This window comes from Acinetobacter sp. CIP 64.2, from assembly GCF_000369645.1.
In the GTDB taxonomy this organism is placed as follows: domain Bacteria; phylum Pseudomonadota; class Gammaproteobacteria; order Pseudomonadales; family Moraxellaceae; genus Acinetobacter.
Genome location: NZ_KB850122.1, coordinates 1,172,935 through 1,185,670 on the forward strand (window position 1 = coordinate 1,172,935; position 12,736 = coordinate 1,185,670).

The window sequence follows — 12,736 nt, forward strand, 5'->3', positions numbered from 1 at the left end:
CTATTCAGCTATTCAGCTATTCAGCTATTCAGCTATTCAGCTATTCAGCTATTCAGGACAGCATACGCTTACCTATTTCGAAAGACCAACTGATACCCAAAACCAGCCAATCTTAAAGAAACTCAAGTGACAGATATAAAAAAGCTTTGCCGAAGCAAAGCTTTTAAATTCCGTTTTAAATGCGATAATTTAGCATTATGAAACGAACTGCAAGAATAACCAGTATAAACCGCCCGATAAAGCAATCGTTGCTGGCAAAGTAAAGATCCATGCAGAAAGAATGGTTTTCACTGTTGCGAAGTTCAAACCTGATTTATTCGCAACCATAGTACCCGCAACCGCACTATTTAATACATGTGTTGTTGATACAGGCATACCTAAGCCATCCGCTGCTGCAATGGTACTCATTGCGACAAGCTCAGCCGACATCCCCTGACCGTAAGTCATGTGGTTCTTACCAATACGCTCGCCAACAGTCACCACAATACGCTTCCAACCGACCATGGTACCAAGACCCAATGCCAATGCAACTGCGACTTTCACCCAGTTCGGAATGTATTGAAGGAATGAATCCAAGCTACTACGGTATTCTTTAACTACTTTCGCTTGGTCTTTATCCATTTCAGGTAAAGCTTCTGCTTTATCTAAACGCTTGAAGGTCGTCGTACTTAAATACATGTCGTTACGGATTTCACTGACAGCGGCTTCAGGAATCACCTTAAGATCGCCATAACCGGCAACACGGTTACCCAAGTGTGCAGTCATGCTTGCAAGTGCAGGTACAACTTCATCTGTTTGTTCTTTGGTTTGGATATATTTGGTTAATACATCACGTGCCTTTTCATCCGTCAGCTCATTTTGATTAACATTCAACACGGTTGCTGTCTGTGCAGAAAGCTGTTCAAAAGACTGTAATTGCTGGGCATCTAAATTTTTATTTAACGAATAAGCCAATGGCACCAAACCGATCAAGATCAACATGATCAGGCCCATACCTTTTTGACCATCGTTTGAACCATGGGCAAAACTTACACCCGTACAGGTGAAAATAAGGATAGCACGAATGAGTGGTGGTGGTGGCTTATTGCCTTCAGGCGGCTGAAACAGCTCCATTTGGCGTTTAAAGACTTTCTTCACCAATAAGAATAAGATGGCTGCAAATGCAAAACCAATCAATGGAGAGAATAATAGCGCCTTACCAACTTTAATCACCTGATCCATATCAATACCACTGCTGGTCGCACCAACTGAAGCATTCAAGAAATGGTTCATGATACCCACACCTAAAATCGAACCGATTAAAGTGTGTGAACTTGATGCAGGAATTCCTAAGAACCACGTACCCAGATTCCAGAGAATTGCTGCGATTAACAATGCAAAAACCATCGCGAAGCCAGCGCCGCTGCCGACATTCATGATCATTTCTACAGGAAGTAATGCAATAATACCGTACGCAACTGCGCCACTCGCTACCATAACTCCAAGGAAGTTACAGAAACCAGCCCACATCACTGCTGCTGGAGCAGGTAATGCATTGGTATAAATAACCGTCGCTACAGCGTTTGCCGTATCGTGAAAACCATTTACAAATTCAAAGCCTAAAGCAATGAAAAGTGCCGTCGATAAAAGAATAACTGAATATAAACTTAAAGGCGGTACATGTGCCAAATCAGCGCTGAGCTGAAAACCGATATAAATCAGTGTTGCAACAATAACTGTTAAGAACACCGGCATAAAAAATTTCGGTGTTGGTACATGTACATTCGTCGATTTTGCCTGAGAGCTGGCAAGCGGTGAATCCGAAACAGGAGGAAGATTAGAATTCATGTAGACGGTTAGGGGATAATAAAATCCCCTGTATTGTTTAATTAAATTATGACAATTATATGACAAAGGACTGTCACATAAAGCCAAAATTTCATGTTTTCCTCACATTTTTTTGTATTTTCTTACAATAAATACGCCCTGTATTTTATTTTAGTTAATAAAAAACAATACATTATAAAAACAAAAACACCATAAGAACTGTTTGTCTGATTTTGCAACAAATGCTACGAAATATGACATCGAATTGTCACATTTCGAACAACCTGTTTTCTTTTTAAGCATTATCCAATTCAATTATGACAACTTCGTGAAGCTTTTATGACATTTTATGAATGAACTAATGGAATCATCTTGCTGACTGCTGAAAATACGCGCTTTGGCGTAGCTTCTGTTACAATGCCCCTGCTTTTTATTTTCATCAGCTCCTGGGGTTCCTGAATGTCCACGCTTACCACCCTACAATCACTTCTTGCCCAACGTATCCTGATTATTGATGGCGCAATGGGAACCATGATTCAACGCCATAAATTAGAAGAAGAAGATTATCGTGGTGAACGTTTTGCAGATTGGGCATCAGACCTAAAAGGCAATAACGACTTATTGGTATTAACCCAGCCAAAAATTATTCAAGGCATCCACGAAGCCTACTTGGATGCAGGTGCGGACATTATTGAAACCAACAGCTTTAACGGCACCCGTGTTTCAATGTCGGATTATCACATGGAAGATCTTGTTCCAGAGATCAACCGTGAAGCGGCACGTTTAGCGCGTGCAGCATGTGACAAATACTCGACCCCAGAAAAACCACGTTTTGTGGCAGGTGTACTCGGCCCGACCTCACGTACCTGTTCAATCTCGCCGAATGTCAATGATCCGGCTTTCCGTAATATTACTTTTGATGAACTCAAAGAAAACTATATTGAAGCTGCCCATGCCCTGATTGAAGGCGGTGCTGACATTCTGTTGATCGAAACTGTATTTGATACTTTGAACTGTAAGGCTGCAATCTTTGCGGTGAAAGAGGTATTCAAGCAAATTGGTCATGAACTGCCATTGATGATTTCAGGCACCATTACCGATGCATCTGGCCGTACCTTAACAGGTCAAACCGCAGAAGCCTTCTGGAACTCGGTACGTCATGGCGATTTACTCTCGATTGGTTTTAACTGTGCCTTGGGTGCAGATGCCATGCGTCCACATGTGAAAACGATTTCTGATGTTGCAGATACCTTCATTTCTGCCCATCCTAATGCGGGTTTACCGAATGCCTTCGGTGAATATGATGAAACGCCTGAACAAACGGCAGCATTCATTAAAGAATTTGCTGAAAGTGGTTTGATCAATATCACGGGCGGTTGCTGTGGTACCACACCTGACCATATCCGTGCCATTTACAATGCAGTCAAAGACATTCAGCCACGTCAAGTGCCTGAAACTGTTCCTGCCTGCCGTTTAAGTGGTTTAGAACCATTTAACATTGATGAAAATTCATTATTCGTGAATGTTGGTGAACGTACCAACGTGACGGGTTCAAAAAAATTCCTACGTCTCATCCGTGAAGAGAACTTTGCCGAAGCTTTAGAAGTGGCTCAGCAACAGGTTGAAGCTGGTGCACAGATCATCGACATCAACATGGATGAAGGCATGCTCGATTCGCAAAATGCGATGGTGCACTTCCTCAACCTCGTCGCATCTGAACCAGATATCTCTCGTGTGCCGATCATGATTGACTCATCGAAATGGGAAATCATTGAAGCGGGCTTAAAGTGTGTACAAGGTAAACCAGTCGTCAACTCAATTTCCTTAAAAGAAGGTTATGACGAGTTTGTCGAAAAAGCACGTTTATGTCGTCAATACGGTGCTGCGATTATTGTCATGGCCTTTGATGAAGCAGGTCAGGCTGATACCGCTGCACGGAAGCGTGAAATCTGTAAACGTTCTTATGATGTTTTAGTCAATGATGTCGGCTTCCCTGCTGAAGATATTATTTTTGACCCGAACGTATTTGCAGTGGCAACAGGGATTGAAGAACATAACAATTACGGCGTCGACTTTATTGAGGCTACAGGTTGGATTAAACAAAACTTGCCGCATGCCATGATCTCAGGCGGTGTCTCTAACGTATCGTTCTCTTTCCGTGGTAATGAACCAGTGCGTGAAGCGATTCACTCGGTATTCCTTTACCATGCCATTAAACAAGGCATGACCATGGGGATCGTGAACGCTGGTCAAATGGCGATTTACGACGATATTCCAAAAGAACTAAAAGATGCGGTTGAAGATGTGGTTCTGAATCAGAACCAAGGTGAATCGGGTCAAAACGCGACAGAAAAACTGCTTGAAGTGGCTGAAAAATACCGTGGTCATAGTGGCGCACAACGTGAAGCTGAAAACCTTGAATGGCGCAATGAATCGGTTGAAAAACGTCTTGAATATGCTTTAGTCAAAGGTATTACCACGTATATCGATGAAGATACCGAAGAAGCTCGTTTAAAAGCTAAACGTCCACTCGATGTGATTGAAGGTGCATTGATGGATGGCATGAACGTGGTTGGTGACTTGTTTGGTTCAGGTAAAATGTTCCTACCACAAGTGGTGAAATCTGCACGTGTAATGAAACAAGCCGTGGCATGGCTGAACCCGTACATCGAAGCTGAAAAAACAGGAAGCCAGTCTAAAGGTAAAGTGTTGATGGCAACTGTAAAAGGTGACGTACACGATATTGGTAAAAATATCGTGGGCGTGGTCTTGGGTTGTAATGGTTATGACATCGTTGACCTTGGCGTGATGGTCCCTGCGGAAAAAATCCTGCAAACTGCGATTGATGAGAAATGCGACATCATCGGTTTGTCTGGTTTAATCACCCCATCTTTGGATGAAATGGTGTTTGTTGCCAAAGAAATGCAACGTAAAGGCTTTGACATTCCACTGTTGATTGGTGGTGCAACCACATCGAAAGCACATACCGCAGTCAAGATTGATCCACAGTATCAAAATGATGCAGTGATCTATGTGGCTGATGCTTCGCGTGCGGTCGGTGTAGCAACGACCCTATTATCAAAAGAAATGCGTGGCAATTTTATTGCTGAGCATCGCGCTGAATATGCCAAGATTCGTGAACGCCTAGCCAATAAGCAACCGAAAGCAGCCAAACTCAGTTATGCCGAATCGATTGAAAATGGTTTCAAAGTAGATGACAACTATGTGCCACCGATTCCAAATCGTTTAGGCACGCAAGTCATTACCAATTATCCATTGTCGACCTTGGTTGAATATTTTGACTGGACGCCATTCTTTATCTCTTGGAGTTTGGCGGGTAAATTCCCGAAAATCCTGACAGATGAAGTTGTGGGTGAAGCGGCAACTGATTTGTATAACCAAGCACAAGCGATGTTGAAAGACATTATCGAGAATCATCGTTTTGATGCACGTGCTGTATTTGGTTTATACCCTGCACAACGTACAGGCGCAGATACAGTGAGCGTGTTTGATGAATCCGGTCAGAATGTTACGCATACCTTTGAGCATATTCGTCAGCAATCTGACAAAGTCACAGGCAAACCGAATTTATCTCTCGCGGACTTTATTAGTACTTCTAAAGACAATACTGATTATCTTGGTGGTTTCACCGTGTCGATCTTTGGTGCTGAAGAATTAGCAAATGAATATAAAGCCAAAGGTGATGATTACTCAGCAATCTTGGTTCAGTCTTTGGCCGATCGTTTTGCCGAAGCCTTTGCCGAGCATTTGCATGAGCGTATCCGTAAAGAGTTCTGGGGCTATAAAGCCGATGAGACTCTGGACAATGAAGCGCTGATCAAAGAAAAGTATGTCGGCATTCGTCCTGCACCAGGTTACCCTGCTTGCCCAGAGCATTCTGAAAAAGCGGTGTTATTTGATTGGTTAGGTTCGGAAGCGAAAATTGGTACTAAATTGACTGAACACTTTGCGATGATGCCGCCTTCTTCGGTCAGTGGTTTCTATTATTCGCACCCTGAAAGTGAATATTTTAACGTGGGCAAGATTTCTCAAGATCAGCTTGAGGATTATGCCAAACGTAAAGGCTGGACACTGGATGAAGCGAAGCGTTGGTTAGCGCCGAATTTAGATGATTCGATTGGTTAATTGAATCCCCCTCTTGCGAAACGTAGTTTCTCACCTTTAGTCAAGGGGGACTTGCACGTATCTAATAAATTACGTGACAGCTCCTCCCTTTTCAAAGGGAGGTTGGGAGGGATTGAATTGATAATTGTATAAAAAATAATTTTCTGAATAGCCAAGAGAAAGAAATTTGACTGGCAAATGTATAATCTAGAAACTAAAAAGTATGAAGCAAGATTCTAATCGGCCAACCCTCCTTTAAAAAGGAGGGAACGGCGGGAATCCACGACATAGATCCAATTCACAGCAAAGCTTCCCTCTTATAAAGCAGGATTAGAAGGTTTCTAACCTTTGCCGAACCATAGAATAAATCTGCTCTACCACAGCATCCATCTCAGTCAAAATCTGATGATTAGTAAATCTTAAAGTGATCAGTCCTAATTCACTTAAAGCATGATCACGATTTTGATCAGCCTCTAACCCCAATTTGGTGTAATGCTGCCCACCATCACATTCAATGACCAAATTCACTGCTGGACTATAGAAATCCACAATAAAATTTAGAAGAGGTTTTTGTCGATAAAACTGTGATCCTAAAATCTGTTTACGTCTGATCCTTTGCCATAGCAGTTGCTCAGCATCTGTCATATTGCTTCTTAAATTTCGAGATACTTGCTTTAGATTTTTATTATAAGGCTTCATCTGATCAATTCAGCGTTAGAGTGGAATTAAGAAATAAAAGACAGCTAAATCTTTAGCTTACCAATCCTATATACTTAATCTTCCAAAATTAACAATTATCAAAGAACAACTTATATTTTAAAAGTTTTCCATTTTTAAAAACAAATTCTATTGAATCATTTCCACTTTCAGCCAGCCCACTATAAACAGCATTCTTATTTTCAGCGTCCATCCACAATTCATATTTTTTAAATTGTTGCATAAAACTCTTTTGATCTATCCCACTACCAATCTTTTGTCCATGAAACACTAGTGCATTGTTCTGACTAAAATAAACCTCTTTAATGACACCTGTATCTAAAAGTTTAAAGCTGCCATAATCATATTCATCTGGGAAATAGCCACCGTTACATTCATCAGGTTTTCCTTTAACAACGCTTTTCGGTTTACCCAATGAACGTATAGGCACCTCCCAATTATTGTACGTTTTACCCTGAATCACAGGTTGAACAAATGGAGCTGCAAACAGTGGCTGTGAAACCAGACACATCAATGCTAAACCCAATATTTTATTTTTCATTCTAGATATTCTTCAAAAACTAATCGGCTCAGTATAAATAAAATTTGAAGTAAATACGCCCCACAAGCGACAATTCATCCAACGATATTATTTAATACGATGTTTAAACCTCACATCGGAAAAACATCGCACTAATTTAGAACCTATATCACTTCAATATAGGCTCTTTGCACTTACAGCTCTTTATGCTTCTCAATCAAATCCTCTAGATTCTGATAAACATGCAACACCCGATCTTTATGCGTTCGCGCATGATCCAAACGCTGCTCAGGATCAACCAACAGCAAGCTGTGACCATCATCAATCAAACGATCAATGCCTTCCAAAAACATCCGTTTTCCGACCTCATGAATCAGTGAAATCTGAGTTAAATCAATCACAATAGAACTTTTATCGACAGGCTCACATTGCAAGGTTCGTAACAACATTTCCGCTTCAGTAAATTTCAATACACCGCGAAGCACATACACACTCAAAGATGCATCTTTTCCAGTTCGATAATGACTCTGCACAATCGTTTGTGCGGAAGGTGTCCCTTCCATCAAATGCAAGCCCATATCACGAGAGAGCCGTTCCAAGATATCAATGCCGCGTATACTATTACCGTGCTCATCGAGTCGAGGAGAAAAAGCCGCAATGCTCACCTGACCGGGTAACACGCCCAAGATTCCACCTGCGACACCACTTTTGGCAGGAATACCGACTGTGGTGAGCCAATCCCCCGCGGCATCATACATCCCACAACTCATCATCACACTCAGAACTTGGCGTACCACGGCACGATTCAATAAGCGTTTTCCAGTTTTAGGATCAACCCCGCCATTGGCAAAAACACTGCCCATCCGCACCAGATCTTTAACCGTCACCAAGATCGCACACTGGCGAATATAGCCATTCACAATTTCTTCAGGATCGGATTCCAAAATCCCTACGGTTCGCAACATATAACCGATCGAGAGATTGCGGTAAGCCGTTTTCACCTCAGATTCATATACTGCATCATCAAATTGCAGCTCACGTCCTGCCAGCTCACTCATAAATCGACGTAAAATTTCTGCGCCTGATACATCTTCTTTTGCTGGTATTAATGAATGCGTGGTGATTGCACCCGAATTAATCATCGGATTTTTAGGACGGCGGTCTTTACCCAATGAAATTTCATTAAAGGCTTCGCCTGAAGGTTCAACTCCAACTTTCTCTAATACCGCGTCTATACCAAGCTGTTGTAGCACGTAGGCATACGTAAATGGTTTAGACATCGACTGAATGGTGAATTCAATCTCATCATCCCCAACGGAATAGATTTCACCATCAACTGTAGATAAGGCCAGTGCCAGTCGATTCGGATTGGCATTGGCTAACTCAGGGATATAATCGGCCAGATGCCCACTGTTATCGATATCGCAGGCATCTATCACATGTGCCAAATAATCAGGAAGTGGAGTTTTCATGGTCATCTAGCCTTTAAATATTTCAAGTTTTAATTTAGATGAAAGTTATAATACAGATCACTGATCATATAAAAATTATAGCTTTTGTAATGATTTTATGAGCTTACAAAAACAACTAACTCAAACGCTCAACAAATAAAATACCATCCAAATGATCCACCTCATGCTGAACAATACGCGCAGGAAAACCTTCAAAAGTGGTTTCAATCACTTCACCCTGTAAGGTGTAATAACGTACTTTGACCGCTTGTGCCCGTTCTACCTGCCCACGTTCATCTGGCACACTGAGACAGCCTTCCTCACCCAAACAAGACTCTTGAGAAAACGCCAGAATCTCAGGATTGACCATCACCATGGCATCCATTTCAGGCGCATCGGGATAGCGCGGATTGGGACGCGATGCCACAATAATTAATCGTTTAGAAATATAAACTTGTGGTGCCGCAATCCCGACACCATTCCGCTCCAGCATGGTCGCATGCATGGCAGAAGCCAATTGCAATAACCATTCACTGTTAAATTCCCCGCTCGCGACCGTTGCCGCTTTAATTTTTAGAACTTCTTCACCACGTTGTGCTACAGGTAGAATTACACTCATCCCACGCCCTTATAATTGTTTTGACCAAATAGTGAATAATATCGTATTGGATATTTTATCGGGTTACCATAATTTTCATTTAAGAATCTTGTCATAATATATGCGCGATAAAAATAACCGATGGCAAACCACAATGAATGCAACCCAACTCTTTCTTGGTGTGATCTTTAGCTCAATTGGCTTAGGCTATTTTATGTATGGTAAAAAACAGAAAATGACCGTGCCCTTGGTTTGTGGTTTAGTTCTAATGCTCTTTACCTACTTTATCGATAGCAACACCGTAATTGGCATCATTGGTGTGATTCTTTCAATTATTCCCTATTTCTTGCGTTTCTAAAAACAAAAAAACTCTCCGCTTGGAGAGTTTCCTGTTGATGGAAAATTAAAGATGCTGCTTTAACTCATCAGCAACAATCTCGATTTCAAGCGTGCTGAATCTACGGATTTCGCCTTCAGCATGCTTTTCCAACATCCCGCCAATCAAGGGAACTTTGACTTTGACAGTCCACGTTAAAGCGATATGCACTTTATCACTATCCCCAGTCACGCTACGCTCGCCTTTTGCTTCCAGAGGCAGATTTGCACCAAGCTCAACCGTAGAAGTTAAATTTTTTAAATGGGTAATGTCTGCACGTTTTAGACGAAATGCATTTTTTAATAATTTTTTGGCGACCTCTGGAATATTCACATCCAGATTATATTCACGGCGTAGCGTATAAATATCGCCCTTGATATTCGATTCAATAATGTCCAAGTTTTCACCCGGAATACGTTTGCATACCGCTTCATGCAATGAAGTATCTGCCACCAGTCTTGAAAAATCTTCAATTGAAACACCATGAATTGTTTCATTCACCGTAAATTGATGTGCCATTTTTAAATGTCCATTTTGTTTTATTAGGATTTCATGATTGCGCAAAAGTATAGCACTCGGACTTAGATCTCAAAATCTGGGGGCTCAAAAATAGATGACTGTTCGGATTAGTTATTTTGATTGTAATGATGTCGTATACCTAATTTAACCGTCACCCGCTGCAAGCGACTGATATATAGATAATGGTCGCCATATTCAATTACCGCATAAAATTGTTCAGCGCCATCATCCAAACCTGTTGCTGACCATGTCGTTCCTTGCGGGAACTCATCTAACCATGCGGCTTTATAAAAGTCTGAAACGGACTCAAAGTCTAGATAAAAGGATGGATTTGCCATAATTTTGGCCGCCATCTGGTCAAATTTTTGTTGCTTAAATGCGTCTAAACTAAGTAACACGAACCTTCCTTCTCGTTTCAAATCAAGCTTAAATTTTATTGTTCAATCTAAAGTTAATCTTAAGCAAAATTACAAAAATACAGTGATTTTCTGATCGCTCTATTTTGCGCGGGAATACGCTGTTTTTCTAGATTATTTTCAGTTTTATCATACATTTTTTGCTACTGCTGATTTGCTCACGCGGACTCAATATGTTATCAACATATTATGCTTTATTATTTTTTATAACCATAAAGGAGCAATATAAAATGTCATATCAGAATATATTAGTCCCTGTTGACGATTCTCCAATTTCTTATGCAGCGGTTGAACATGCACTGTCTTTAGCAAAATTATCAGGGGCAAAAGTCACGATCTTGAGTGTCGTTGTCGTTGATCCTTTTGTGGGTGTGGATTTCTATCAGTTTGCGCCTGCGGTAACAGATTATTTTATGCAAGCCGAAGCGCATGCCAAAACCCAGCTACAAGATATTTCCCAATCCTTTATCCGTGACGGTATTGAAGTTAATACCAAGATTCATCATGGTTCAGCCAGTGAAGGGATTATTTTTGTGGCCGATGAAGTCGGTGCAGATTTGATTGTGATGGGGTCTCATGGCCGTACAGGAGTAAAACGTTTACTGCTCGGTAGCGTAGCACGTGCCGTTTTAACCGAATCACATATTCCTGTGCTGATCGTTAAGCAATAAGCGCCTGCTTTAACTGAAAAAACCCTGTGTCTCGATACGGGGTTTTTTATTGCCTGAAATCTCCCAACCAGACCGATTAGCCCCCCATGTTGATCATTTACAACCCTATGCCATGATCTAAAAAGATGCTTCACTTGTAGCTGGATATTCATTTTAAAATCAAAATAGTGTGTGGAATCAGCTCGCTATCATTCAAAAATGACTGTTCATCAAGAACACTTTTAATAATAAGACATAATATTGCAAGGATGATCAATATGAAACTCAATCCAATGGTGATTGCCCTCTGTGGGATGTGTATCACAACATTAAACCACGCTGCAGCACTGGATCAATCAGCACAATCCATTCTCCCTTTTCTGGAAAATGGCAATTATGTCGAGGTCAATGCCACTGCAGTAGATCCAAGTATTTCGGGGAAAATTCGTAATCGCCCAGAACTGGTCAATGATCCTCAGAATCTTAACTCAGGCAATATGGGCAATAGTTTTCAATATTATAGTGCCGCACTCAAATTACAGCTAACAAATCAAATCAGCTTTGGCCTGCTTTACGATCAACCGTTTGGTGCTAATATTACTTATCCTATGCAATCGAATAATACCTTTTCGGATAATGAGTTTACCCAACAAGGGACATCGGTCAATGTCGATACCGAAAGCATCAGCATGATTTTAGGTGTGAATCCTTTTCGCAATTTTCAACTCTATGGCGGTGCCGTCTATCAATCTGTCAAAGGTGATGTAGCTCTGCGTGGTAATTCATACGGCGAAGCCTTTAATGGCTATGATGCCAAATTTAAAGCCAATCATGCGGTCGGTTGGTTGGCAGGTCTAGGTTATCAAATTCCAGAGATTGCCTTAAAAGCAGCGGTGACCTATCGTTCTAAAATCGACCATGATATGCAAGCAACTGAAACCATGTTGGGTCAACCTTTGGAAGTCACCACAGCAAGTAAAACCAGAATTTCCACTCCACAATCCGTCAATATTGATTTTCAAACAGGCATATATAAAGACACGCTACTCTATACCAATCTACGTTGGGTCAACTGGAAAGATTTTCACATTCGCCCCACTCAATTTGGCGCAGTGACTGAATACCTAACAGGCTTGATCAGCGAAGGAACCTATACAGGCGGTTTTGATCTGGACAGCTACCAAAAAGATCAATGGACGGTAAATGTCGGACTTGGGCATCAGTTTACTGAAAAATGGAGTGCATCGACGGAAGTCAGTTGGGACTCAGGTACAGGCGACCCTGCATCTACCTTAAATCCAACCAAAGGCTCTTGGGGGCTTGGCTTAGGTGTTCAGTTCAACCCTGCTCAGAACTACTTTATTGCGGCTGGAGTTAAATACTTCTGGTTAGGCGATGTCGTTGCCGAAGATGGTACTTATTACATCCCAGTGCCTGGCATTAAACCGATTGCAGAACAGGCCGATTTTAACAATAACAGCGCCATCGCTTATGGTCTAAAAATTGGCTATCATTTTTAGCAAATCATTTCAATCAGCTATTCAGCCACGTAGGAACA

The 12,736-nt window shown here is 41.4% G+C and carries 11 protein-coding genes; 4 read left to right on the forward strand and 7 right to left on the reverse strand.

Features of this window, described 5'->3' with window-relative positions; translation table 11 throughout:
* Window positions 1-195: 195 nt before the first annotated feature.
* Window positions 196-1,827, reverse strand: coding sequence for an inorganic phosphate transporter (locus F895_RS05540; protein ID WP_010589961.1), 1,632 nt, complete (start codon window positions 1,825-1,827; stop codon window positions 196-198).
* Between the two features lie 438 nt (window positions 1,828-2,265).
* On the opposite strand from F895_RS05540, the gene metH reads away from it, so the two are divergent.
* Entirely contained in the window at window positions 2,266-5,952 is a 3,687-nt protein-coding gene (metH, locus tag F895_RS05535; RefSeq protein ID WP_005242805.1) for a methionine synthase, read from the forward strand.
* Window positions 5,953-6,261: 309 nt separating this feature from the next.
* Here the strand turns inward: metH and F895_RS05530 are convergent, their stop codons facing one another.
* The 4 genes from F895_RS05530 to def all read right to left on the reverse strand — a co-directional run bounded on the left by F895_RS05530 (window position 6,262) and on the right by def (window position 9,238).
* A complete protein-coding gene (locus F895_RS05530) occupies window positions 6,262-6,630 on the reverse strand; it encodes an endonuclease domain-containing protein (RefSeq protein ID WP_026040176.1) in 369 nt (122 codons plus the stop codon).
* Window positions 6,631-6,718: 88 nt separating this feature from the next.
* Window positions 6,719-7,189, reverse strand: coding sequence for a hypothetical protein (locus tag F895_RS05525; RefSeq protein WP_005242808.1), 471 nt, complete (start codon window positions 7,187-7,189; stop codon window positions 6,719-6,721).
* Window positions 7,190-7,362: 173 nt separating this feature from the next.
* On the reverse strand, window positions 7,363-8,640 hold the full coding sequence (locus F895_RS05520; RefSeq protein ID WP_005242810.1) for a glutaminase: 1,278 nt from the start codon (window positions 8,638-8,640) through the stop codon (window positions 7,363-7,365).
* Window positions 8,641-8,755: 115 nt separating this feature from the next.
* The gene (gene def / locus F895_RS05515; RefSeq protein ID WP_005242820.1) at window positions 8,756-9,238 is read right to left on the reverse strand and encodes a peptide deformylase; all 483 of its coding nucleotides are present in this window, start codon (window positions 9,236-9,238) and stop codon (window positions 8,756-8,758) included.
* Window positions 9,239-9,371: 133 nt separating this feature from the next.
* Between def and F895_RS05510 the strand changes: the two genes are divergently transcribed.
* Window positions 9,372-9,575, forward strand: coding sequence for a hypothetical protein (locus F895_RS05510; protein WP_026040175.1), 204 nt, complete (start codon window positions 9,372-9,374; stop codon window positions 9,573-9,575).
* 45 nt (window positions 9,576-9,620) lie between these two features.
* On the opposite strand, the gene F895_RS05505 is transcribed toward F895_RS05510, so the two are convergent.
* Entirely contained in the window at window positions 9,621-10,112 is a 492-nt protein-coding gene (locus tag F895_RS05505) for a DUF2505 family protein (protein WP_005242825.1), read from the reverse strand.
* A 107-nt stretch (window positions 10,113-10,219) separates the two neighbouring features.
* The gene (locus F895_RS05500; RefSeq protein ID WP_005242828.1) at window positions 10,220-10,510 is read right to left on the reverse strand and encodes a hypothetical protein; all 291 of its coding nucleotides are present in this window, start codon (window positions 10,508-10,510) and stop codon (window positions 10,220-10,222) included.
* 248 nt (window positions 10,511-10,758) lie between these two features.
* Between F895_RS05500 and F895_RS05495 the strand changes: the two genes are divergently transcribed.
* Window positions 10,759-11,199, forward strand: a complete 441-nt coding sequence (locus F895_RS05495; RefSeq protein ID WP_005242829.1) for a universal stress protein — start codon at window positions 10,759-10,761, stop codon at window positions 11,197-11,199.
* Window positions 11,200-11,456: 257 nt separating this feature from the next.
* Window positions 11,457-12,698, forward strand: a complete 1,242-nt coding sequence (locus F895_RS05490) for an OmpP1/FadL family transporter (RefSeq protein ID WP_005242831.1) — start codon at window positions 11,457-11,459, stop codon at window positions 12,696-12,698.
* The last annotated feature ends 38 nt before the right edge of the window (window positions 12,699-12,736 follow it).

Coding starts and splice junctions, on each gene's coding strand:
- F895_RS05530 (WP_026040176.1), bottom strand. CDS start 6,630: ATGAAGCCTTATAATAAAAATCTAAAGCAAGTATCTCGAAATTTAAGA.
- metH (WP_005242805.1), top strand. CDS start 2,266: ATGTCCACGCTTACCACCCTACAATCACTTCTTGCCCAACGTATCCTG.
- F895_RS05540 (WP_010589961.1), bottom strand. CDS start 1,827: ATGAATTCTAATCTTCCTCCTGTTTCGGATTCACCGCTTGCCAGCTCT.
- def (WP_005242820.1), bottom strand. CDS start 9,238: ATGAGTGTAATTCTACCTGTAGCACAACGTGGTGAAGAAGTTCTAAAA.
- F895_RS05490 (WP_005242831.1), top strand. CDS start 11,457: ATGAAACTCAATCCAATGGTGATTGCCCTCTGTGGGATGTGTATCACA.
- F895_RS05525 (WP_005242808.1), bottom strand. CDS start 7,189: ATGAAAAATAAAATATTGGGTTTAGCATTGATGTGTCTGGTTTCACAG.
- F895_RS05510 (WP_026040175.1), top strand. CDS start 9,372: ATGAATGCAACCCAACTCTTTCTTGGTGTGATCTTTAGCTCAATTGGC.
- F895_RS05520 (WP_005242810.1), bottom strand. CDS start 8,640: ATGAAAACTCCACTTCCTGATTATTTGGCACATGTGATAGATGCCTGC.
- F895_RS05505 (WP_005242825.1), bottom strand. CDS start 10,112: ATGGCACATCAATTTACGGTGAATGAAACAATTCATGGTGTTTCAATT.
- F895_RS05495 (WP_005242829.1), top strand. CDS start 10,759: ATGTCATATCAGAATATATTAGTCCCTGTTGACGATTCTCCAATTTCT.